The following is a 21,777-nucleotide window of genomic DNA, read 5'->3' as shown; positions in this document are numbered from 1 at the left end:
GCTGACAGGATTCGGGCCATGGGTGTGTTGCGGTCGACGGTGCTCATCGACGCGCCGGTGCGCACGGTCGCGGCGGCGCTGCGCGAGGTCCAGACCTGGGGACAGGCGGTGGCGGCCGCGGGCGGCCGGTTGCAGGTCAACGCCGATGGCGCGCTGCTGGTGCTGGGGGACGAACTGAAGTGCGCGTTCCCGCTGCTGCCCGCGCAGCGGCTGCGGGTGGACCACGTGGACGAGGCCGGGCTCAGCCTGGTCACCTCGGCCGGTGGCGGGGTCACCGTGCGGGTGGCCGACACCGGCGGCGGCGTGCTCGTCACCGAGAGCCTGAGCTGGAAAAACCCGCTGGGCAAGCTCGGCGACCTGCTGATGTTCCGGCGGCTGGTGCTGCGGCTGCTGGCCGCGCACCGCACCCAGGTGGAGCTGCGCTCGCTGGAGCTGGCCGCGGAGAAGATCGTGGTGGCCGCGGCCATCGTGCGCGAGGGCACGCTGCTGGTGCAGCAGCGCAGCTACCCGATGAGCCTGGCCGGGAAGTGGGAGCTGCCCGGCGGCCGGGTCGAGCCCGGCGAGAGCGAGGTGGACGCGCTGGTCCGGGAGTGCCACGAGGAGATGGGCGTGGTGGTGCGGCCGACCGGCAGGCTCGGCCCGGACATCCCGCTGCCCGGGGTCGGCCTGCTGCGCACGCACACCGCGCGGCTGGACGCCGGTGACGTCCAGCCGCGCGCCGTGGAGCACCGGGCGGTGCGCTGGGTGGCGGCGGCGAACCTGGCCGGTCTGGACTGGGTCGCCGCGGACCGGGTGCTGGTGCCCGCCCTGGTCGAGCTGACCGAGGAGGTCAGCGCCGGCCAGTGAGCGTCAGCGCAGCCCGGTCACCTTGAGCACCGCCTCGAGCCGGTGCGCGCACCCGGCCCGCGCCCGCTCGGCCCCGTGCGCCCGGAGCTGGTCCAGCTCGGCCGGATCGGCCAGCAGCTCCCGCACGCCCTCACGCACCGGTCGCAGCTCCTCGATCACCGCCTCGGCCGTGCGCTCCTTCAGCTCGGCGTAGCCGCCGATCTGCTCGGCCAGCGCCCTGGGGTCGCCGTTGGCGCAGGCGGCCAGGATGTCCAGCAGGTTGCTCACCCCCGGCTGGGTCTCCGGGGCGTAGCGGACCTCGCCGACCTGGTCGGTGACCGCGCGCATGATCTTGCGGCGGATCAGCTCCGGCGGGTCCAGCACCAGCACGGTGCCGGACTGGTCGCCGCTGGACTTGGACATCTTCCGCTCCGGCGCGGCCAGGTCGGCCACCCGCGCGGCCACCCGGGGCGTCACCGCCCTGGGCACGGTGAGCACCTCCCCGTAGGTGGCGTTGAAGCGTTTGGCCAGCGTGCGGGCCAGCTCCAGGTGCTGGCGCTGGTCCTCACCGACCGGCACCTCGTCCGCGCCGTGCAGCAGGATGTCCGCGGCCATCAGCACCGGGTAGGTGAACAGCCCGGCGCGCACCCCGTCCTGGCCCTTGGCCTTGTCCTTGAACTGGGTCATCCTGGCCAGCTCGCCGTAGGACACGACGCACTCCAGCACCCAGGTCAGCGCGGCGTGCTCCTGGATGAGGTCTGACTGGGTGAAAACGCACGCGATGTCCGGATCCACGCCGGCCGCGATGAGCATGGCCAGTTGCTCTCTGGCACGGGCGCGCAACACGTTCGGGTTGTGCCGGATGGTCATCGCATGCAGGTCAACGACGCAGAAAAGATCATCCCGGTGGTGCCGGGCGGCCCATTGCCGGATCGCGCCGAGGTAGTTGCCCAGGTGGGTCAGGCCGGTCGGCTGGATGCCGGAGAACTGGGTCATCGAGGGTCTCCCCGCGGGTTCGTGCGCCGCCGCGGGGGCCGGTTGTGCTGCGTATACACCACAGGCCGCCTCGCAGCGGCGGCCTGTGGTCAGGTTCAGATGCGCGTGACTAGGGCCGCCGGTGGGCGGCCCGCCAGAGACTGGACATCAAGCGCATGGGGAGCATCGTAGACCATCACGGTTGGGCCAAACGTGTCCGATGACACATCGTGGTCGCTGACACGGTGGTAGTAGACCCGTACGGGGGTGTTAAGAAAGCGTATAAGTCGAAATGCCGATGTGATCCGATCAGGGCTCACGGGCGTATTTTTGAAATATGTACATCGTGCTGCTGAACTACACCGCGTCGACCAGCGAGGTCGATTTGGTACTGCCGGAGCATGCAGCGTGGCTCGACCGGCAGTACGAGGCAGGCCACTTCCTGCTCTCCGGCCGCTGCCGGACCATGGGCACCCAGCATGACCGGCTCATCGTCACGCGTCCGATGCTGCGCGGCCACCTCGACGCGATCCTGGCCACCGACCCCTTCAAGCTGCGCCGGGTCGTCCGGCACGAGGTGATCGACTTCGAGGCCTCACGGACCGCCCCGGCCTTCCTCGCCTACAACGAGCTCCTCGTCAGCTGACCCCAGCGGCGCCTTGCGACCAGTCAGTCCGGACCTCCACCATTCGCCGGCTCCCGCCGGCAGCCCCCGGCAGGTATTCCTGTCCGCTGCGCCCGGCGGGGCCACAACTTCAGCGTTCTTGCTTTTTCTTTAACTTCTCTTTGGCCTTTTTCAGCGCAAGCACCGGACAACGTTTGCACCGCGGTTTCGAGCGGCAGCACTTCTTCTTGACCTTGCCCACTGTGTTGCTCCCACTCCCTGAGGTTGCCCCCATCGTAGGTTAGGCTTACCTGATCATTCAGGGGATCCGTCCGGGGAGTCGCTCCAGGGCGGATAGCATGGGGTGGGCTACAAAGCGGCGCAGAAGCCGGTGGCCATCTCCCAACAGGCAGATTCCGAGGAGTTTCGCGTGCCCACCGCCGCGCCGGCCACCGTCAGGACCGATCTTCGCAACATCGCCATCGTCGCGCACGTCGACCATGGCAAGACCACTCTCGTCGACGCCATGCTCCGGCAGTCGGGGGCCTTCGCCGCCCGCGCCGAGCTGGTCGACCGCGTCATGGACTCCGGGGAGCTGGAGCGCGAGAAGGGCATCACCATTCTCGCCAAGAACACCGCGGTGAAGCGGCACACCGCCGAGGGCGTGATGACCATCAACGTGGTCGACACCCCCGGCCACGCCGACTTCGGCGGTGAGGTCGAACGTGGCCTGGCCATGGTCGACGGCGTGGTGCTGCTGGTGGACGCCAGCGAGGGCCCGCTGCCCCAGACCCGCTTCGTGCTGCGCAAGACCCTGGCCGCAGGCCTGCCGGTGATCCTCGTGGTCAACAAGGTGGACCGCCCGGACGCGCGCATCTCCGAGGTGGTCGAGGAGACCCACGACCTGCTCCTGGAGCTGGCCTCCGACCTCGACGCCGAGGGTGTCGAGCACCTGGACATGTCGGCCGTGCTCGACCTCCCGGTGGTCTACGCCTCCGCTCGCGCGGGCAAGGCCAGCCTGGAGCAGCCCGCCGACGGCGGCCTGCCGGACGCGGAGAACCTGGACGTCCTCTTCGACGTGCTGCTCGAGCACGTGCCGCCGCCCACCGGCGACGCCGAGGCCCCGCTGCGCGCCCTGGTCACCAACCTGGACGCCTCGGCGTTCCTGGGCCGTATCGCGCTCTGCCGCATCCACGCCGGCAAGATCCGCAAGGGCGAGTGGGTGTCCTGGTGCCGCGAGGACGGCAGCACGCAGAAGGTCAAGATCACCGAGCTGCTGATCACCGAGGCGCTGGAGCGGGTGCCCGCCGAGGCCGCCTCCGCCGGTGAGCTGGTCGCCATCGCGGGCATCCCGGAGATCACCATCGGCGACACCCTCGCCGACCTGGACAACCCGGACCCGCTGCCCCGGATCACCGTGGACCAGCCCGCGATCTCCATGACCATCGGTGTGAACACCTCCCCGATGGCCGGTCGCAACGGCGGCGACAAGCTGACCGCCCGCCTGGTCAAGGCCCGCCTGGACAACGAGCTGGTCGGCAACGTCAGCGTCAAGGTGCTGCCCACCGAGCGCCCGGACACCTGGGAGGTGCAGGGCCGTGGCGAGCTGGCGCTGGCCATCCTGGTCGAGCAGATGCGCCGCGAGGGCTTCGAGCTGACCGTGGGCAAGCCGCAGGTGGTCACCCGCACCATCGACGGCCAGCTGTGCGAGCCGTTCGAGCGGCTCACCGTGGACACCCCCGAGGAGCATCTCGGCGCGGTCACCCAGCTGCTGGCCAACCGCAAGGGCCGGATGGAGAACATGTCCGGCCACGGCACCGGCCGGATCAAGCTGGACTACGTGGTCCCGGCGCGCGGCCTGATCGGCTTCCGCACCGAGTTCCTCACCGAGACCCGCGGCGCCGGCATCGCCAACCACGTCTTCGAGGGCTACTTCCCGTGGGTCGGCGAGCTGCGCACCCGGCACACCGGCTCCCTGGTCTGCGACCGCACCGGCCAGGTCACCAGCTACGCGATGATCCAGCTGGCCGACCGCGGCACCTTCTTCGTGGAGCCGGGCGCCGAGGCCTACGAGGGCATGGTGGTCGGGGAGAACCCGCGCTCGGAGGACCTGGACGTCAACGTCTGCCGGGAGAAGAAGCTCACCAACATGCGCTCCTCCACCGGCGACGAGCTGGAGCGCCTGGCCCGCCCGCGCAAGCTGAGCCTGGAAGAGGCCCTGGAGTTCTGCTCCAGCGACGAGTGCGTCGAGGTGACCCCCACGGTCATCCGCGTCCGCAAGCTCATCCTGGACAGCACCCTGCGCGGCCGCGAGCGCTCCCGCGCGAAGACCCGCGACAAGGTCTGAGTGCAAGCCTGACCGGACGCCCCTCGGCCCCCGTGGCCGCGGGGCGTCCGGCTTTTCGAACCCGGCGGGACAACCTCAACCCGGGTTCAGACGTCCTGTTCACAGGGGCTCGACTACGGTCTGGGAGCCTCTGCACCACCAGCCTGAGGTTGGCTGGGGTGATCATCTAGGGAGGAGTGCCGAGTGGGCTCGGCCGCATCCGCTGCACGGCGACTCACGCTCGCCCTGCTGGGCGTCAGCGCGCTGGCGGCCTGCACGACCACCCCGCCCCCGCCGCTGGTGACCACCGGCCAGCAGGGCGTGCCGACCAAGGTGATCGACCTCAACGAGGTGCTGGTCGGGGTGGACCGGCTGGCCAGGGGGTTCAACCCGCACGCGCTGGCCGACCAGTCGGTGGCCACCACCGCGCTGGCCACGCTGATCCTGCCCTCGGCCTTCCGCACCGGCCCCGACGGCGTGCCCCGGCCGGACCCCGCGGTGCTCAACAGCGCCCAGGTCACCAAGAGCGAGCCGTTCACCGTGACCTACTCGCTGCGCAAGGACGCCTCCTGGTCCGACGGCGGGCCGATCGCGGCCGAGGACTTCGACTACCTGTGGCGGCAGATGACCACCCAGCCGGGCACGGTGAACCCGGCGGGCTACCGGCTGATCAGCAACGTGGTCTCCAAGGACAGCGGCAAGACCGTCGAGGTGGTTTTCAGCAAGCCCTACCCCGGCTGGCGCTCCCTGTTCCGCAACCTGCTGCCCGCGCACCTGCTCAAGGACGCCTTCGGCGGCTGGAACGCGGTGCTGGACACCAGCTTCCCGGCCTCCGGCGGCCGGTTCGCCATCCGGCAGATCGACCTGGCCCGCGGCGAGGTGGTGCTGGAGCGCAACGACCGCTACTGGGGCACCCCGGCCACGCTGGGCCGGATCGTGCTGCGCCGCACCGACACCGCGGGCATCACCGCGGCGCTGCGCAGCGGCAACGACCAGCTCGCGGTGATCACCCCCGACCAGGCCGCGATGGAGCAGCTGAGCGCGCTCGGCGAGGTCGCCAAGCTGACCACCATGCCCAGGGGCAGCACCGTGCAGCTGCTGCTGCGGCCGGTGAGCCCGGTGCTGGCCGACGTCCGGATGCGCACCGCGCTGGTCAGCCTGATCGACCGCAACGCGCTGATCGCCAGCGGCACCGGCAACGGCCCGGCCGCGGCCCTGCGCGCCGACGCCCAGGTCTACGGGCCCGCCCAGGTGGGCTACGGCGCGACCATGCCGGGGGACACGCCCTCGGCCAAGCCGGACCACGGCCGGGCGGACGCGCTGCTGCACGAGCTGGGCTACCGCAAGGACGGCGCGGGCAAGTGGGCGCGGGAGGGACGGCCGCTGAGCATCACCATCGGCGCGCCGACCGACCGCGAGCCCTACGCCTCGCTGGCCGGGCTGATCCGCCGCCAGCTGGCCGAGTTCGGCATCGACGCCAAGGTGACCAACTCCGTCGGCGACCAGCTCTTCGGCGAGATGCTGCCCAGCACCCCGCCCACCGCGACCAGCGCCGCCACCAGCAGCACCTCGGCCGCGCCGACCAGCACCACCGGGGTGCCCACCACGGACGCCGGCGTGGTCGACCTGGCGGTGGTGCCGCAGGTCATCGACGGCGATCCGGCCACCGTGCTGGCCTCCAGCTTCGGCTGCCCCGCCCAGTCCGCGGAGCCGCTCTCGGTGCCGGCCAACCCGGCCGGGTTCTGCGACCGCACCCTGCAACCGGTGATCGACTCCGCGCTGACCGGGGCCGCGCCGCTGGCCCAGGTGCTGCCGGGGATCGAGGCCACGCTGTGGCAGCAGGTGGTCGCGGTGCCGCTGTTCCAGTCCGCCGACGTGCTGGCCACCGGCGCGCAGGTCACTGGGGTGGACCCCGGACCGGCCTTCGCCGGGCCGTTCACCACGGCCAACACCTGGAAGCGCGTGCCGCCCAAGTGACGCTCCGCATAACGGCATCACCCTTTGGTCACGATCCGTGGTCCAGTGGTGACCGCCGGGGCGGGCCTCCATAACCTCCGCACGTGTCCCTGTCAACGGTAGGAGTACCCGTGCGCGCGCTGGCGGCCGCCCTGACCAGCCTGCTGCTGGTGCTGGGCGCCTGTTCCTCAGCCAGCGAGGACGCGGGCCTCAACGGCGACAGCCAGCGCACCGGGGCCAAGGGCCGCCTGCCCGGCACCGACCAGTACAAGCTGCCCGCGGTGCGCGCCGGCGGCGAGGTGGTCATCGGGCACGACCTGCCCTACACCGTCTACAACAACCAGGTCGCCGACGCGGGCAACTTCAACAACACCCTGGTGCTGAGCCCGGTGCTGGCCGGGCCGTTCATCCACGAGGACACCCTGGCCCCGCTGCTCAACACCGATGTGATGCTCGGCGTCGAGCTGACCTCCACCTCCCCGCAGCAGGTGGTCACCTACCGGATCCGGCCGGGCGTGAAGTGGTCCGACGGCGAGGCGTGGGACTGCGACGACTTCTACCTGGCCTGGCTGGCGCAGAGCGGCAAGGCGGTGCGCAGCGACGCCACCGGCGCCCCGGTCGCCGGGCCGGACGGCAAGCCCGCCAAGTACTTCCGGCCCGCCGCCAGCACGGGCTATGAGCTGATGTCGGTGCAGTGCAAGGACGAGCTGACCTTCGTCACCACCTACGACAAGCCGTTCCCCGACTACAAGAGCCGGTTCGACGCCATCCACCTGATGCCCGCGCACGTGCTGGAGCGGGAGACCGGCGTCAAGGACATCACCAAGGTCGGCCCGAGCTCCCCGGACGCCGACCTGGAGAAGGTGTCCAAGTTCTGGAACACCAGCTGGACCGGGTTCGACCCGAAGCTGATGCCCGGCTCCGGCCCGTACCGGATCGACAGCTGGCAGCAGGGCAGCCAGGTGCGCCTGGTGCGCAACGAGAAGTGGCTCGGCAACCGGGGCGGGCCCGCCGCGGTGGTGCTGCGCAGCGAGGCCGACCCGGCCGCCCAGGTGCGCGCCCTGCAGGAGAACAAGATGCAGGTGATCGCGCCGCAGCCGGACCCGAGCACCGCGGCCACCCTGCGCGGGCTGGGCGCCCAGGGCGTGAAGTACTCCGCCGGTGGCGGGCTCACCTTCGAGCACCTGGACCTGAACTGGCGCAGGCCGCTGTTCCAGGACAAGGCGGTCCGCTACGCCTTCGCCCAGTGCGTGCGGCGCGGGGAGATCGTGCAGAAGGTGGTGCGCGGGGTGGACCCCTCGGCCAAGCCGCTGGGCAGCCTGCTGTTCCTGCCCGGCGAGGACGGCTACCAGGACCACTACGCCAAGCTCATGCTGGACAGCCCCGAAGAGGCGGTGAAGACCCTCCAGGCCGCGGGCTGGCGGCGGGACGGCAAGTACTTCGACAAGGGCGGCAAGGCGCTGGAGATCAAGGTCAGCCACAACGGGCTGCCCCGGCGCAAGCAGACCGTGGAGCTAATTCAGGCCTCCTGCGAGTCGGCCGGCATCAAGATCATTGATGACAGCGATCCGGCCTTCCTGGACGGGCGCAACAGCCGGGGCGACTACGACGTGGCGCTCTTCGGCTGGGTCGGCACCCAGTGGAAGTCGGACAAGAAGGGCATGTACGCCACCGGCGGCGGGCAGAACTGGGGCGGCTGGTCGAACCAGACCGTGGACCGCGAGCTGAACCAGGTCGGCGTCGAGCTGGACGCGGCCAAGCGCACCGAGCTGCTCCAGCACGTGGACAAGACGCTGGCCGAGGAGATCGCCTCGCTGCCGCTGTTCCAGGTGCCCACGATGGTCGGCTACCGGGACACCATCGACAAGGTCACCTACCACCCCCGGCTGGGCGTCACTTGGAACGTCGCCGAGTGGCAGGTCTCCGAATAGCCACTGATGGCTGAATGTCGCACAGCGTCACACTGAAGAGTTACCGCGCTGTGGTGACATCTGGCGAAACTGTTCAACTCTGAGCCACTAGGCTATTCCGGTGACACTGACCGCCCCACCACGGTTGCTGCTGGTACACGCTCATCCGGACGACGAGAGCCTGTGGACCGGCGGCACCATCGCCCGCTATGCCGCCTACGGCGCGCACGTGACCGTGGTCACCTGCACCCTGGGCGAGGAGGGCGAGGTCATCCCCGAAGGACTGCGCGGCCTCGGCCCCGAGGCAGCCGACCAGCTCGGCGGCTACCGGGTCGGCGAGCTGCGCGGGGCCTGCGCCGCGCTCGGCGTGATCGACCACCGGTTCCTCGGCGGCATGGGCCGCTGGCGGGACTCCGGCATGGCGGGCACCAAGGCCAACAAGCACCCGCGCAGCTTCGTCGAGGGCGACCTGGCCGAGCAGACCGCCGCGCTGGCCGCGATCCTGCGCGAGGTCAAGCCGCAGGTCGTGGTCACCTACGACGCCTCCGGCGGCTACGGCCACCCCGACCACATCCGCGCGCACGAGGTCACCATGGCCGCCACCGCCGAGGTGCCGGGCATCGACCGGGTCTTCCACACGGTGACCTCCAGGGCGCACCTGGACCTCGGCGTGGCCGGGCTGACCGAGCTGGAAAGCCTGCCCTTCCGGCTGCCCGAGCCCGGCGAGCTGCCCGCGGTGGACGACGCGCTGATCACCACCTCGGTGGACATCGCCGAGCACGTACCTGCCAAGCTCAGTGCGCTGCGCGCGCACGCGACCCAGGTGCAGGTGTGGCAGGGCAACAACGGCGCGGCCGTCTACGCCCTGTCCAACGGCATCGCCCAGCCGGTGCTGGCCACCGAACACTTCGTGCTGGCCCGCGGCAGCGCCGAGGGGATCGCCACCGACCTCTTCGGCGGGGGAGGTGCACCAGGGACGGACGGAGGCGGATCACGGTGACCGAGGTCGAGGAGCTACCCGTCGGCGAGCCACGACGACCGGCGCTCCTCTCCCGGCTGACCAGCCCCTTCGTACTGCTGGTGCTCGTACTGGACGCGGTGCTGCTGGCCTGGCTCCAGCTGATGTTCCTGCCGCTGCGGGTCTGGGACTTCTGGCCCGCCGTGCCACCGGCCTACAACTGGCCGCTGCCGGTGACCGTGCTCCTCGCGGTGGTCACCACGCCCTGGCTGGTGCTGGCCGCCGCCCGCTGCACGCACCGGATGATCCTGGTGTCGCTGCCGTTCCTGGCCTGGCTGGGCGCGCTGGTCGTCTTCGGCGTGGCCGGGCCCGGCGGGGACATGCTGCTCACCGACGACTGGCGCTCGCTGCTGCTGCTGTCCGTCGGATCTCTTTCCGGCGCGGTCGCCCTGGGCACCCGGCTGACCCTCCTGCCCCAGCCGAAGTGAGCTCATACCCGCGCTGACCTGCGGGGTATCAGCTCTTAGTTCTGCTGGCGGAAGAAGATAGGCGGACCTTATTTCCCTGTGAGGGAGCACACCAGGTGTGATTGTGTCCGGCAGGCAAGGAATACTTGCCTGGTGTCGCGCTGAGCCCGACAGCGCGGCTGGAACGGACCAAGGAGCAGGAGACCTGCTGTGACCTACGTGATCGCCGAGCCCTGCGTCGACGTGCTGGACAAGGCCTGCATCGAGGAATGCCCGGTCGACTGCATCTACGAGGGCGACCGGATGCTCTACATCCACCCGGACGAGTGCGTCGACTGCGGCGCCTGCGAGCCGGTGTGCCCGGTGGAGGCCATCTACTACGAAGACGACACCCCCGAGCAGTGGAACCAGTACATCAAGGCCAACGTGGACTTCTTCAGCGAGCTGGGCTCGCCGGGTGGCGCCGCGAAGGTCGGCAAGGTCTCCGCTGACCCGGACTTCATCAAGGCGCTGGAGCCCAGGGGCGAGTGAGCACCTCAGCCACACCGGAGCGGTTCGCGCTGCCCGACTTCCCGTGGGACTCCCTCGCTGAGCACGCCGCCCAGGCGCGTGCGCACCGGGGTGGGGCTGTCGACCTGTCCGTCGGCACCCCCGTGGACGAGGTCGACGAGAAGCTGCGGGCCGCGCTCGCCTCGGTCGCGCGGGTGCCGGGCTACCCGACCACGCACGGCACGCCGGAGCTGCGGGAGGCCGCTGTCGGCGCCATGGCCCGCCGCTTTGGCGTCACCGGCCTCGACCCGGCGGCGGTGCTGCCGACCATCGGCTCCAAGGAGCTGGTGGCCTGGCTGCCCACCCTGCTGGGCATCCGGCCTGGCGAGCTGGTCGCGGTGCCCGAGCTGGCCTACCCGACCTACGAGGTCGGCGCGCGGCTGGCCGGCGCCGAGGTGGTCCGCCTGGCCGACGGCCAGGCCCCGCCGCCGGGCACCAGGCTGGTGTGGCTGAACTCCCCGTCCAACCCGACCGGCCGGGTGCTGCCCGCCGAGCAGCTGGCCGAGGCGGTGCGCGCCGCCAGAGCCGTCGGCGCGGTCGTCGCCTCGGATGAGTGCTACCTCTCGCTGGGCTGGGACGCCGAGCCGGTCTCCGCGCTGCGCGCCGAGGTCAGCGACGGCGACCTGACCGGGCTGCTGGCGGTGCACTCGCTGTCCAAGTCCTCCAGCCTGGCCGGCTACCGCGCCGGGTTCCTCACCGGGGACCCGGTACTGGTGGCCAGGCTGCTGGAGATCCGCAAGCACGCCGGGATGATGGTGCCCCGGCCGGTGCAGGCCGCGGTCACCGCGGCGCTGGCCGACGACGAGCACGTGGCCAGGCAGCGCGAGCGCTACCGGGCCCGGCGCGAGGTGCTGCTGCCCGCGCTGAAGGCGGCCGGGTTCACCGTGGAGCACTCCACGGCGGGCCTGTACCTGTGGTCCACCAGGGGCGAGGACGCGTGGCAGACCGTGTCCTGGCTGGCCGATCGCGGCATCCTGGTCGCGCCGGGCACCTTCTACGGGCCGGGCGGCGATCGGCACGTGCGGGTGGCGCTGACCGCCACCGACGAGCGGATCGCCGCGGCCGCCGAGCGCCTACAGGACTGACTGGCCGGTCCGCTCCAGCGTGTCCCAGACCGCCCACCAGCCGGCCCGGCAGCTGACCCGCCGGGCTTCCTCCCGCTCCACCAGGCGGCCGCCGACGAAGGCCAGGTCGAAGTCGATCACCTCGCCGTGCGCTGCCAGCAGCGCGCGCACCCGGTCCTGCGCCACGCAGGCGTCCTGGTGCTCGCCGAGCACGTCCTGGAAGTCGGTGGTGGCCTTGAGCAGCACCCGGATCTTCTTGCCCAGCAACGGCCTGGCCAGCTCTGCGGTGTAGCGCAGGCGCTTGCCGTCGATGCGCAGCGCGTGCAGCACCTCGTCCTCGGGGTCCGGCCCGGCCTTGGCCACCGCGCGGGCCAGCCGGGCGAACTCGGCCCGCACCAGCCCGGAGAGCGCGGCCAGGGTGTCCACCGGCGGTCCGGGCTCGGTGCTGGCCGCCTCGGCCGCCAGTGCCTTCAGCAGCCGCCGGTAGCGCCGGGAGTCCAGCGCCTTGTGCAGGGCGGCGCGGGCGGTGTCCCGTTCCGCGTGCAGCCCGGCCAGCAGGGTGTCCACCGCGGCCCGCTCGTCGGCGGGGAAGTGCGCGGCCTCGGTGGTCAGCCGCTCGATCAGCACGTCCAGGTCCCGCACCGGTCCCAGCGCCCGGCCCAGCCAGCCCAGCTCGGCGCGCAGGCCGTCGGCGGTCCCCCGGTCCAGGAACGGGCGGGCGGCCTTGAGCATGGCCCGCAGCCGCCGCACCGCCACCCGCATCTGGTGCAGGTCCTCGGCGTCCTCGCCGGAGCGCGTCCCTGCTTCGTGCGCCCGCAACGCGGCGAGCCGGACGTCCAGTGCCGCCCGTACGTGCAGGTGCACCGGATCGCCCGGCCCGAGTTCGCGTGTGATCTTCGGCACGCGGCCGATCTTAGTCGTTGGCGTGCAGTGCCGAGTTGAGCTCGACCTTGGCGCCCTTGCGCGCCTTCACCAGCACCGCGCCGCTGACCGAGTCCCTGATGAACAGCAGGCTGTCCGAGCCGGAGAGCTCGCCCGCCTTGACCGTGCCGCCGTCCGGCAGGGTGACCTTGGTGCCCGCGGTGACGTACAGCCCGGCCTCCACCACGCAGTCGTCGCCGAGGGAGATGCCGATGCCGGCGTTGGCGCCGAGCAGGCAGCGCTTGCCGATGGCGATGGTCTGCTTGCCGCCGCCGGAGAGGGTGCCCATGATCGAGGCGCCGCCGCCGACATCGGAGCCGTCGTCCACCACGACCCCGGCGGAGATCCGGCCCTCCACCATCGAGTTGCCCAGGGTGCCGGCGTTGAAGTTGACGAAGCCCTCGTGCATCACGGTGGTGCCGCTGGCCAGGTGCGCGCCCAGCCGGACCCGGTCCGCGTCGCCGATGCGCACCCCGCTGGGCAGCACGTAGTCCACCATTCGCGGGAACTTGTCCACGCTGTACACGGTCACCGGCCCGCGCGCCCGCAGCTTGAGCCGGGTGGCCTCGAAGCCGGGCACCGGGCAGGGCCCGTGGTTGGTCCACACCACGTTGGCCAGCAGCCCGAACACGCCGTCCAGGTTCTGCCCGTGCGGCCGGACCAGGCGGGCGGAGAGCAGGTGCAGGCGCAGGTAGACGTCGTGCGCGTCCACCGGCTTGTCGGCGAGGCGCGCGATCGCGGTGCGCACCGCGACCACCTCGACACCACGGGCGGCATCCGGCCCGAGGAGCGCGGCGACCTCGGCCCCGAGCGCCTGCGCGGCCTGCTCGGCGGAGAGCCGTTCGGTCCCGCCGGTGGCCTGCTCGCCGAGTTCGGGCTCGGGGAACCAGGCGTCCAGCACGGTGCCGTCGGCGGCGATGGTGGCCAGTCCGACGCCGTATGCGCCGGTGACCTGCGGATCAGGGGTCTGCTCGGTGCTCACCGGCCCATGGTAACTGGTGCACCTGGCAGGCGGTCCTTACCGGACGTGGCGCGCCTCGATCTCCCGCAGCACCCTGCCCATCTCGGCCACCAGGTCCTCGCAGTCCGGGGCCACCGGGGGCGTCGGGCAGTTCTGCTGCGCGTAGGTCGCCACCACCGCAACCATGCGTTGGTTGAACGCCCGCATGGCCTCGTGGTCCACGGCGTACATCCGTCCGATGAGCGCGGCTGAGGCGTCCAGCCAGGTCGCACAGGCGGCCGCGCTCGGCCGACCGGCCTCCCTGGCGCACAGGTGGTTGACCTGCGCGGCCAGGCCGGCCCCGAACTCCGCGCGGAACGGGTTCGGCACGTTCGGATCCGCCTGCGCCTGCCCGGCCACGGGGCTCGCGCACCCGGTGAGCAACACCAGCGCCAGCACGCCCGGCACGATCTTCAACATCGGTCCCCCCTTAAGTCCCGGGCAGCACCCTAGTGGCGTTCGTGGGTAGCCTGCCGGGCGTGACCGTGCGCCTTGACCTCGCCGCTGACCCGATCGAGCTGACCGCCGCGCTGGTGGACGTGCCCAGCGTCTCCGGCAACGAGGCCGCCCTGGCCGACGCCGTGGAAGCCGCCCTGCGCGAGCAGGCCCCGCACCTGGAGGTGGTGCGCAACGGCGACGCCGTGCTGGCCCGCACCAACCTGGGCAGGCCGTCCCGGATCATCTTCGCCGGGCACCTGGACACGGTGCCGATCGTGGACAACGTGCCGCACCGCCGCACCGGCTCCGGCGAGGACCTGGTGCTGCACGGCTGCGGCACGGTGGACATGAAGAGCGGCGACGCGGTGATGCTGCACCTGGCCGCCACCGTCACCGACCCGGCCTACGACCTGACCTTCGTCTTCTACGACTGCGAGGAGGTCGAGGCGGTCCGCAACGGCCTTGGCCGGATCGAGCGCGAGCTGCCGGAGTGGCTGGCCGCGGACCTGGCCATCGTGTGCGAGCCGAGCGGCGCGGTGGTCGAGGCGGGCTGCCAGGGCACCATCCGGATCGAGGTGCGCACCGCGGGCAAGCGCGCGCACACCGCCCGCGCCTGGATGGGCAGCAACGCCATCCACGCCGCCAACGAGGTGCTCAACCGGCTCACCGGCTACGAACCCCGGGTGCTGGAGATCGACGGCTGCACCTACCGCGAGGGCCTGCAGGCGGTGAAGGTCAGCGGCGGCGTCGCGGGCAACGTGGTGCCGGATGAGTGCGTGGTCACCATCAACCACCGCTTCGCCCCCGACCGCTCCCCGGAACAGGCCGAGGCGCACCTGCGCGAGGTCTTCGCCGGCTTCGAGGTCACCGTGGTCGACGTCTCCGCGGGCGCCCTGCCCGGCCTGCACGCCCCCGAGGCCAAGCAGCTGCTCGCCGCCTCCGGCGCGGACCCGGTCGGCAAGCTCGGCTGGACCGACGTGGCCCGCTTCGCCGCCCTGGGCATGCCCGCGGTCAACTTCGGCCCCGGCGACCCCGCCCTGTCCCACACCCCGGAGGAACACGTGCCCGCCCCGCGCATCACCCACTGCGCCGACGTGCTGCGCAGGTTCATCACCGGCTGACCCACCACCCGCGCTGACCTTGTGCGAAAGAGGCGTGGCGCGCAGCGACACGGCGGGCGCACGACTCAGGAGCGGAAAAATCCCGCGTGCGGAGCACGCCAATGTCACAGCCCCAGTCCGGACTGCAGGGCGAAGACGACCAGCTGGGCGCGGTCGCGGGCGTGCATCTTGAGCATGGCTCGGCTGACGTGGGTGCGCACGGTCTCGCTGCTGACCACCAGCTGGGCGGCGATCTCGTCGTTGGACATGCCGGTGGCGACCCAGCCGACCACCTCGCGTTCCCGGTCGGTCAGGTGGGCCACGCCGGGGTGGCTGACCGGGGCGGGGCCGGGACGGGCGAAGCGGCTGATCACGCTTCGGGTCACCGACGGGGACAGCAGCGAGCCGCCGCCCGCCACCACCCGGACCGCGCGCAGCATCTCCTCCGGCTCGGCGTCCTTGAGCACGAAGCCGCTGGCGCCGCTGCGCAGTGCCTCGAAGACGTACTCGTCCAGGCCGAAGGTGGTCAGCATGACCACCCTGACCTCGTGCAGCACCGGGTCCGCGGTGATCTCGCGTAACGCGGCCAGGCCGTCCAGGTCCGGCATCCGGATGTCCATCAGCACCACGTCCGGCTTGAGCTCGCGCACCCTGGCCACCCCGCTGCGGCCGTCCGCGGCCTCGCCGACCAGCTCGGTGTCCGGCTCCGAACCCAGCAGGGTGCGCACGCCGACCCGCACCAGCGCCTGGTCGTCCACGACCACGACCCGGATCACGTTCACGCGCCCTCCCCGGTCAGCGGCAGCCGCGCGGTCACCGCGAAGCCACCGCCGGTGCGGGGGCCCGCGGACAGTGTGCCGCCCAGCGCCCCGGCCTGGGCGCGCATCCCGCGAATGCCCGAGCCCGCGCCGGCCGGGACCCCGCCGCCCGCGCCGCCGCTGTCGGTGACCTCGATCAGCAGCTCCTCCTCGGTGCGCGCCAGCCGGATGTGCGCACTCGCGCCCAGCGCGTGCCGCAGCACGTTGGTCAGCGCCTCCTGCACGATCCGGTAGGCCGCCGCGTCCACCGGCTGCGGCAGCTCGCCCGCCGCGCCGTCCAGGCTGACCTCGACCCCGCCCGCGAGCACCCGGTCCACCAGCCGGGGCAGTTCGGCCAGGCCCGGCGCGGGCCGCAGTTCCGCCGAGCCGGGGCTGCGCAGCGCCTCCAGCGCGAACCGCAGGTTCTCCAGCGACTCCCGGCTGGTCGCGCGCACCGCCTCCATCGCGGCCCTGGCCTCGCCGGGACTGCGCTCCAGCACGTGCAGCGCGACCCCGGCCTGCATGGCGATCACCGCCAGCCCGTGCCCGATGGTGTCGTGCAGGTCCTGGGCCATCCGCAGCCGCTCCTCCGAGGCCACCCGCCTGGCCTGCTCGATCCGCACATCCGCCCTGGCCGCCCTGCGCATCCGGATCGCGGTGCCCAGCACCAGCGCCGCGGCCAGGATCAGCACCCAGACCAGGGTCACGGTGAGCAGCCGCACTGGGTCGCCGAGGGTGTTCTCCTGCAGGTGCTTGGTGAACATGGCCACGATCAGCACGCCGAGGTAGGCGGCCACCGCGGCCACCGCCCGCCGCACCGGCCAGCGGATGGAGACCAGGCAGACGATCGCGGGCACGGCGAACAGGATCGGCCCCCACGGGTAGCCCAGGGTCAGGTACGCGGTGACCGCGACCCCGTTGGCCACCAGCGCGGGGCCGGGCCAGTGCCGCACCGCCAGCGCGCCCGCGGCCAGCACGATCAGCACGTAGGTCAGGACATCGGGCGGCCGGGCCTCGGGCTGGAAGAAGGCCGCGGCCTGGGTGCCGACCAGGCCGGCGGCCAGGAACGGCAGGGCGGGCCACACGTCCCACGGGGACGGCCGCTCGGCAGTGGTGCTCACGTCAGCAGACGATAGGAGCGCGAAGTGGATCCGGCGTCCCCAGCGGCGCGTACCCGGCCTACGCGATCCCGCGTAGGCGCCAAGCCGCCGTCACGGTGACGCCCCGGCAGCACGTCCGCCGACACGCTTCTCCCATGACAACGCAGCTGAGCGCACCACCGCTCGCACCGCCGGAACTGGCCGCGGTGCACACCAGGAAACTGACCAAGCGCTACGGCGGCCACCTCGCGGTGGACGGGGTCGGGCTGACCGTGCGCCGGGGCGAGGTCTACGGCTTCCTCGGCCCCAACGGCGCGGGCAAGACCACCACCTTGCGCATGGTGCTCGGCCTGGTCCGCCCGACCAGCGGCGCCGCCACCGTGCTCGGCGAGCGCGCGGGCACCCCGGCGGCCAACCGCCTGGTCGGCGCGCTGATCGAGGGGCCGGGCTTCTTCCCCTACCTCAGCGGCCGGGACAACCTGCGCGCGCTGGCCAGGCACCGCGGCCTGCGGTCGGCGCACGTCGAGGACGCGCTGGCCAAGGTGGACCTGAGCGTTCGGGGCAAGGACCGGTTCACCTCCTACTCCCTGGGCATGAAGCAGCGGCTCGGCGTGGCCGCGGCCCTGCTCGGCGACCCGGAGCTGCTGATCCTGGACGAGCCGACCAACGGCCTGGACCCGGCGGGCGTCAGCGACATGCGCAAGCTGATCGCGGAGCTGTCCGCGGCCGGGCAGACCGTGCTGCTGTCCAGCCACCAGCTCAGCGAGGTGCAGGAGATCTGCGACCGGGTCGGGGTGATCTCGCGCGGCCGCCTGGTCACCGAGGCCACCGTGGGCGAGCTGCGCGGCGGCGGACGGCTGCTGGTGCGGGCCGACCCGCTGGACGTGGCGCTGGCGGTGGCCATGCGGGTGGCCGGTGACGACAACGTGTCCATTGTGGACTGTGCGATGCAGCTGCGGGTGGATCCCGCCCGCGGCGCGGAGGTCAACCGCGCGCTGGTGGCCGCCCAGGTGGACGTGCACGAGATCCGGCCGGTGGAACGCTCGCTCGAAGAGGTCTTCTTCGAGATGACCAAGGAGGACAACCGATGAACGCCGTGCTCGCGACCAGTCGCGCGGAACTCTTCCGGCTGCGGAAATGGCCAGCGGTCTGGGTGATCGGCGGGGCCTGGCTGGTGCTCAACATCATCTTCGTCTACGTGTTCAACTATCTGTCCTATGTAGACGGTTCAGGATTCGCCGCGGGCACGCCGAAAGAGCTGCTGCTGGAGCGGTTGCTGCCCGCAGGGGTGCCGGTCGGGCTGGCGCAGGGCACGCCGATGTTCGGCGGGGCGATCATGCTGACCCTGGGCGCGCTCGCCACCGGCAGCGGATTCGGTTGGGGCACCTGGAAAACCGCGTTCACCCAGGGCCGGGGACGGCTGAGCGTGCTCGCCGGCACGGTGGCCGGGCTGGCCGCCGTGGTGCTCACCGTGGTGCTGGCCACCCTGGTGGTGGACCTGGGCATCTCCACCGCGGTCGCGCTGGCCGAGGGGCAGGTGCTGGTCTTCCCACCGGTGGGCGAGGTGCTGCGGGCGGTCGCGGGCGCGCTGCTGGTGCTCGGCATGTGGGTCTCCGCCGGGGTCGCGCTCGGCACGCTCTCCCGCAGTCCCGCACTGGCCGTCGGCCTCGGCGTGGTGTGGGTGCTGGCGGTGGAGAACCTGCTGCGCGGGGTGGCCGGCGCGCTGGACTGGCTGGCGCCGGTGACCGACCTGATGCCCGGCTCCGTGGCCGGGTCGGTGGTGGCCGCGCTGGGCGCCACCCCGGTGACCGAGGGCGGCGCGCCGGGCGTGGTGGACACCCTCACCGCCTGGCCCGCGGTCGGCATGGCCTGCGCGTACACCCTGGCCTTCGCCGCGCTGACGGTGTGGCTGGTGCGCCGCCGGGATGTCAGCTGAACGCGAGCGGGACCGGCCCCTGGCAACGCTGCCAGGGGCCGGTCGGCCGTGTTCAGGAGCTGCCGAGGAACCGCGCGGTCAGCTCGGCCACCCGCTTGCCCTGGTAGCGGGCGGAGGCGTGGGTGTCCTCGCTGATCGGGTTCTGGCCCTGGGCGTCGGCGTGCGAGGCGCCGTAGGGGGTGCCGGTGGCGAACTGGATCGGGTCGGTGTAGCCGGGGGTGACCAGGATGCCGCCGAAGTGGTGCACGGTGTTGTACAGCGCGAGCAGGGTGGACTCGCGGCCGCCGTGCAGGGTCGCGGTGGAGACGAAGCCGGAGTACACCTTGTCCGCCAGCGCGCCGCGGGCCCACAGGCCGCCCAGGGTGTCCAGGAACTGCTTGAGCTGGCTGGAGACGTTGCCGAAGCGGGTTGGCGTGCCGAAGATGACCGCGTCCGCCCACTCCACGTCCGCCGCGGTGGCCACCGGCACGTCCTTGGTGGCCTCGGCGTGCGCCTGCCAGGCCGGGTTGCTCGCGATGGCCTCGGCCGGGGCGAGCTCGGGCACCTTCAGCACCCGGACCTCCGCGCCCGCGCCCGCGGCGCCCTCGGCGATCGACTGGGCGAGGGAGTGCACGCTGCCGGTGGAGCTGTAGTAGATGACGGCGACCTTGGGCTGGCTCATGACGGGACTCTCCGAAGCATGTTGTCCAACTTTCAATCTCTTACGTGGAAGATGATGCCCCGGTGCCGGCCAGCCCGCAACCGGATCTCACGGTTCGGGCCTCACCACGTCGTGTCCGCACAGTTCCGCCCGCGACAGCCGTGCCGGTTCGGTCGCTGGCGGCACGTCCGGAACGCCCGAATACACCCGGTATGAGGACGTTCCGGCCGCACCGCCAGCGACCGAACCGATCACGACTCTCGCGGACGGGACTGTGCGGACACGACCTAGGCTGTGTGCTATGACGCTCGACCCGAAGGACCTCGCGTCCAGCCCCGATGTGGACGTGCGCGAGAAGCAGCGCGGCCCGGTCACCCTCCGCCGCTCCAGCAGCGTGGAGTCCACCACCACCGACCAGCGACTGCTCGACTCCCGCGGCCCCTCCGACTGGGTGCACACCGATCCGTGGCGGGTGCTGCGGATCCAGGCCGAGTTCGTGGAGGGCTTCGGCGCGCTCGCCGAGCTGCCGAGGGCGGTCACCGTCTTCGGCTCGGCCCGCACCGGCCGGGACCACCCCGAGTACGAGACCGGCCGCAAGCTGGGCAAGGCGCTGGCCGAGGCCGGGTTCGCCTCGATCACCGGCGGCGGCCCCGGCGCGATGGAGGCGGTCAACCGCGGCGCCCAGGAGGCCGGCGGCATGTCGGTCGGCCTCGGCATCGAGCTGCCGTTCGAGCAGGGCCTCAACCCGTGGGTCGACCTCGGCGTGAACTTCCGCTACTTCTTCACCCGCAAGACCATGTTCGTGAAGTACTCGCAGGCCTTCATCTGCCTGCCCGGCGGCTTCGGCACCCTGGACGAGCTGTTCGAGGCGCTCACCCTGGTGCAGACCAAGAAGGTCACCAAGTTCCCGGTGGTGCTCTTCGGCGTGGACTACTGGCGGGGCCTCTACGACTGGCTGCGCGACTCGGTGGCCGGCTCCGGCAAGATCGGCGAGAAGGACCTGGCCCTGCTGCACCTGACCGACGACATCGACGACGCGGTGCGCGTGGTCGAGGAGGCCTACAAGGCCTGGCAGGACGCGCACTGAGATGAAGGTCTGCGTCTTCTGCGGTTCGTCCCCGGGTAAGGGCGAGAAGTACGTCGAGGCCGCGCGGCGGCTCGGCACGGTCCTGGCTGAACAGGGCGTGGAGCTCATCTACGGCGGTGCCAGCGTGGGCACCATGGGCGTGGTGGCGGACGCGGCGCTGGCCGCGGGCGGCCGGGTGCAGGGCGTGATCCCGCAGGGGCTGTGGGACCGCGAGGTGGCCCACCACGGGCTCACCGAGCTGCACGTGGTGGCCGACATGCACGAGCGCAAGGCGAAGATGGCCGCGCTGTCGGACGCCTTCATCGCGCTGCCCGGCGGCCTGGGCACCTTCGAGGAGCTGTTCGAGGTGTGGACCTGGGCGCTGCTCGGCATCCACCGCAAGCCCATCGCGCTGCTCGACGTCGACGGCTACTACCAGCGGCTGCGTGAGTTCGTGAACCACGCGGTCGAGGAGGAGTTCGTCGCGCCGAAGTACCGCGACCTGGTCTTCGTCGAGGAGGACCCGCTGCGCGCGCTGAAGACCTTCGCCGAGCGCGGGGTCGGTTAGTGCCCTGAGTCGCGGATCAGCGGACGGCAGGTGACGCAGTGGCGCTCCGGCGGCAGCCGGGACGCCTCTGCGTCACTGAGCCGCCGCTGGCCGGGGTGCCAGGAGTAGCGCGCCTCGTGCACGTACTGCTGCAGGCTGCGCCCGGGATGGGTCGGCCCCGCGCCCGGCACGGTCGCGCAGTCCCAGCGGTGCAGCACGCCGCTGTTGACCAGGAACGGGTACCGCACCGAGTCGGCGAAGCGCCGCCGCGCCTGCTCGAACTCCGCCAGCGCCCGCCGGTACCCCTCGGCCCGGTCCTCACACCGGGGACAGCACCCGCTGTGCGGCACACAGGCTTGCGCCGCCGCCAGCAGCTCGGCCCGCGCCTCCGCCGCCGAGGTCCGCCCGCGCTCGATCGCCTCCAGCAACCGCACCACCACCGGCAGCTCGACGTCCCAGCCGAACCCCGGCACATCCCGCCGCCGCTGCGAGGACCACCCACCCCAACTCAGCGCCACATCCTCGTGACGCGACTCAGCCAGCTCGATGTCCACCCGGAAGCTGCGCGACATGGGCCCGCACTCTAGGAACCCAGCCC

At 72.0% G+C, this 21,777-nt stretch carries 22 protein-coding genes; 14 read left to right on the top strand and 8 right to left on the bottom strand.

Annotated elements, in window-relative coordinates; genetic code table 11:
• Positions 1–18 precede the first annotated feature (18 nt).
• Positions 19–846 carry a (deoxy)nucleoside triphosphate pyrophosphohydrolase gene (locus ACWDY5_RS17480; protein WP_449723207.1) on the top strand — a complete coding sequence of 276 codons (828 nt, stop codon included), beginning with the start codon at positions 19–21 and terminating at the stop codon, positions 844–846.
• 3 nt (positions 847–849) lie between these two features.
• On the opposite strand, the gene trpS is transcribed toward ACWDY5_RS17480, so the two are convergent.
• Positions 850–1,821 carry a tryptophan--tRNA ligase gene (gene trpS, locus ACWDY5_RS17475; RefSeq protein WP_449723206.1) on the bottom strand — a complete coding sequence of 324 codons (972 nt, stop codon included), beginning with the start codon at positions 1,819–1,821 and terminating at the stop codon, positions 850–852.
• Between the two features lie 316 nt (positions 1,822–2,137).
• On the opposite strand from trpS, the gene ACWDY5_RS17470 reads away from it, so the two are divergent.
• The 8 genes from ACWDY5_RS17470 to dapC all read left to right on the top strand — a co-directional run bounded on the left by ACWDY5_RS17470 (position 2,138) and on the right by dapC (position 11,655).
• Entirely contained in the window at positions 2,138–2,446 is a 309-nt protein-coding gene (locus ACWDY5_RS17470; protein ID WP_449723205.1) for a YciI family protein, read from the top strand.
• Positions 2,447–2,834: 388 nt separating this feature from the next.
• On the top strand, positions 2,835–4,751 hold the full coding sequence (typA, locus tag ACWDY5_RS17465) for a translational GTPase TypA (RefSeq protein WP_449723204.1): 1,917 nt from the start codon (positions 2,835–2,837) through the stop codon (positions 4,749–4,751).
• A gap of 183 nt (positions 4,752–4,934) precedes the next feature.
• The gene (locus ACWDY5_RS17460; protein ID WP_449723203.1) at positions 4,935–6,707 is read left to right on the top strand and encodes an ABC transporter family substrate-binding protein; all 1,773 of its coding nucleotides are present in this window, start codon (positions 4,935–4,937) and stop codon (positions 6,705–6,707) included.
• A gap of 110 nt (positions 6,708–6,817) precedes the next feature.
• Positions 6,818–8,617, top strand: coding sequence for an ABC transporter family substrate-binding protein (locus ACWDY5_RS17455; protein WP_449723202.1), 1,800 nt, complete (start codon positions 6,818–6,820; stop codon positions 8,615–8,617).
• Positions 8,618–8,717: 100 nt separating this feature from the next.
• Entirely contained in the window at positions 8,718–9,596 is an 879-nt protein-coding gene (mshB, locus tag ACWDY5_RS17450; RefSeq protein WP_449723201.1) for an N-acetyl-1-D-myo-inositol-2-amino-2-deoxy-alpha-D-glucopyranoside deacetylase, read from the top strand.
• Positions 9,593–10,042 (top strand): hypothetical protein, encoded by a 450-nt coding sequence (locus ACWDY5_RS17445; RefSeq protein ID WP_449723200.1) that lies wholly within the window; start codon positions 9,593–9,595, stop codon positions 10,040–10,042. The genes mshB and ACWDY5_RS17445 overlap by 4 nt, the downstream gene beginning before the upstream one ends.
• 189 nt (positions 10,043–10,231) lie before the next feature.
• Positions 10,232–10,552, top strand: a complete 321-nt coding sequence (gene fdxA, locus ACWDY5_RS17440) for a ferredoxin (protein ID WP_252481121.1) — start codon at positions 10,232–10,234, stop codon at positions 10,550–10,552.
• Positions 10,549–11,655, top strand: a complete 1,107-nt coding sequence (dapC, locus tag ACWDY5_RS17435; protein ID WP_449723199.1) for a succinyldiaminopimelate transaminase — start codon at positions 10,549–10,551, stop codon at positions 11,653–11,655. Before fdxA ends, dapC begins: the two co-directional genes overlap by 4 nt.
• Here dapC and ACWDY5_RS17430 read toward each other — a convergent pair.
• Genes ACWDY5_RS17430 through ACWDY5_RS17420 form a run of 3 tightly spaced genes read right to left on the bottom strand, consistent with a single transcriptional unit; the run spans position 11,644 to position 13,975 of the window.
• Positions 11,644–12,537 carry a CHAD domain-containing protein gene (locus tag ACWDY5_RS17430; RefSeq protein ID WP_449723198.1) on the bottom strand — a complete coding sequence of 298 codons (894 nt, stop codon included), beginning with the start codon at positions 12,535–12,537 and terminating at the stop codon, positions 11,644–11,646. The genes dapC and ACWDY5_RS17430 overlap by 12 nt on opposite strands.
• Positions 12,538–12,547: 10 nt before the next feature.
• Positions 12,548–13,537: a 2,3,4,5-tetrahydropyridine-2,6-dicarboxylate N-succinyltransferase gene (dapD, locus tag ACWDY5_RS17425; RefSeq protein ID WP_449723197.1), complete on the bottom strand. Its 990-nt coding sequence runs from the start codon at positions 13,535–13,537 to the stop codon at positions 12,548–12,550.
• A 36-nt stretch (positions 13,538–13,573) separates the two neighbouring features.
• Complete coding sequence (locus ACWDY5_RS17420) at positions 13,574–13,975, bottom strand: hypothetical protein (protein WP_449723196.1); 402 nt, start codon at positions 13,973–13,975, stop codon at positions 13,574–13,576.
• Between the two features lie 59 nt (positions 13,976–14,034).
• On the opposite strand from ACWDY5_RS17420, the gene dapE reads away from it, so the two are divergent.
• Positions 14,035–15,114, top strand: coding sequence for a succinyl-diaminopimelate desuccinylase (gene dapE / locus ACWDY5_RS17415; RefSeq protein WP_449723195.1), 1,080 nt, complete (start codon positions 14,035–14,037; stop codon positions 15,112–15,114).
• Between the two features lie 104 nt (positions 15,115–15,218).
• On the opposite strand, the gene ACWDY5_RS17410 is transcribed toward dapE, so the two are convergent.
• Positions 15,219–15,869 (bottom strand): response regulator, encoded by a 651-nt coding sequence (locus ACWDY5_RS17410; RefSeq protein WP_449723229.1) that lies wholly within the window; start codon positions 15,867–15,869, stop codon positions 15,219–15,221.
• Between the two features lie 2 nt (positions 15,870–15,871).
• Positions 15,872–17,011 (bottom strand): sensor histidine kinase, encoded by a 1,140-nt coding sequence (locus ACWDY5_RS17405; RefSeq protein WP_449723194.1) that lies wholly within the window; start codon positions 17,009–17,011, stop codon positions 15,872–15,874.
• Positions 17,012–17,145: 134 nt separating this feature from the next.
• On the opposite strand from ACWDY5_RS17405, the gene ACWDY5_RS17400 reads away from it, so the two are divergent.
• Positions 17,146–18,081 carry an ABC transporter ATP-binding protein gene (locus ACWDY5_RS17400; protein ID WP_449723193.1) on the top strand — a complete coding sequence of 312 codons (936 nt, stop codon included), beginning with the start codon at positions 17,146–17,148 and terminating at the stop codon, positions 18,079–18,081.
• Positions 18,078–18,926 (top strand): ABC transporter permease subunit, encoded by an 849-nt coding sequence (locus tag ACWDY5_RS17395; protein WP_449723192.1) that lies wholly within the window; start codon positions 18,078–18,080, stop codon positions 18,924–18,926. The genes ACWDY5_RS17400 and ACWDY5_RS17395 overlap by 4 nt, the downstream gene beginning before the upstream one ends.
• Positions 18,927–18,978: 52 nt before the next feature.
• On the opposite strand, the gene wrbA is transcribed toward ACWDY5_RS17395, so the two are convergent.
• Positions 18,979–19,587: an NAD(P)H:quinone oxidoreductase gene (gene wrbA, locus ACWDY5_RS17390; protein ID WP_449723191.1), complete on the bottom strand. Its 609-nt coding sequence runs from the start codon at positions 19,585–19,587 to the stop codon at positions 18,979–18,981.
• A 280-nt stretch (positions 19,588–19,867) separates the two neighbouring features.
• On the opposite strand from wrbA, the gene ACWDY5_RS17385 reads away from it, so the two are divergent.
• Together ACWDY5_RS17385 and ACWDY5_RS17380 are read left to right on the top strand one after the other, a co-directional pair.
• On the top strand, positions 19,868–20,653 hold the full coding sequence (locus ACWDY5_RS17385; protein WP_449723190.1) for an LOG family protein: 786 nt from the start codon (positions 19,868–19,870) through the stop codon (positions 20,651–20,653).
• A 1-nt stretch (position 20,654) separates the two neighbouring features.
• Positions 20,655–21,200 (top strand): LOG family protein, encoded by a 546-nt coding sequence (locus tag ACWDY5_RS17380; RefSeq protein WP_449723189.1) that lies wholly within the window; start codon positions 20,655–20,657, stop codon positions 21,198–21,200.
• On the opposite strand, the gene ACWDY5_RS17375 is transcribed toward ACWDY5_RS17380, so the two are convergent.
• Positions 21,197–21,751, bottom strand: coding sequence for a hypothetical protein (locus tag ACWDY5_RS17375; RefSeq protein ID WP_449723188.1), 555 nt, complete (start codon positions 21,749–21,751; stop codon positions 21,197–21,199). The two genes, ACWDY5_RS17380 and ACWDY5_RS17375, sit on opposite strands and share 4 nt — an antisense overlap.
• Positions 21,752–21,777 lie beyond the last annotated feature (26 nt).

The sequence above is a fragment of the Crossiella sp. NPDC003009 genome (assembly GCF_053591555.1).
This window is presented reverse-complemented; position numbering and strand designations above follow the sequence as displayed.

What these genes read in the sequence shown, in the direction of transcription:
- trpS (WP_449723206.1), bottom strand. Translation starts at nt 1,821, where the DNA reads ATGACCCAGTTCTCCGGCATCCAGCCGACCGGCCTGACCCACCTGGGC.
- ACWDY5_RS17380 (WP_449723189.1), top strand. Translation starts at nt 20,655, where the DNA reads ATGAAGGTCTGCGTCTTCTGCGGTTCGTCCCCGGGTAAGGGCGAGAAG.
- ACWDY5_RS17420 (WP_449723196.1), bottom strand. Translation starts at nt 13,975, where the DNA reads ATGTTGAAGATCGTGCCGGGCGTGCTGGCGCTGGTGTTGCTCACCGGG.
- ACWDY5_RS17400 (WP_449723193.1), top strand. Translation starts at nt 17,146, where the DNA reads ATGACAACGCAGCTGAGCGCACCACCGCTCGCACCGCCGGAACTGGCC.
- ACWDY5_RS17395 (WP_449723192.1), top strand. Translation starts at nt 18,078, where the DNA reads ATGAACGCCGTGCTCGCGACCAGTCGCGCGGAACTCTTCCGGCTGCGG.
- ACWDY5_RS17385 (WP_449723190.1), top strand. Translation starts at nt 19,868, where the DNA reads ATGACGCTCGACCCGAAGGACCTCGCGTCCAGCCCCGATGTGGACGTG.
- ACWDY5_RS17480 (WP_449723207.1), top strand. Translation starts at nt 19, where the DNA reads ATGGGTGTGTTGCGGTCGACGGTGCTCATCGACGCGCCGGTGCGCACG.
- wrbA (WP_449723191.1), bottom strand. Translation starts at nt 19,587, where the DNA reads ATGAGCCAGCCCAAGGTCGCCGTCATCTACTACAGCTCCACCGGCAGC.
- ACWDY5_RS17470 (WP_449723205.1), top strand. Translation starts at nt 2,138, where the DNA reads ATGTACATCGTGCTGCTGAACTACACCGCGTCGACCAGCGAGGTCGAT.
- ACWDY5_RS17375 (WP_449723188.1), bottom strand. Translation starts at nt 21,751, where the DNA reads ATGTCGCGCAGCTTCCGGGTGGACATCGAGCTGGCTGAGTCGCGTCAC.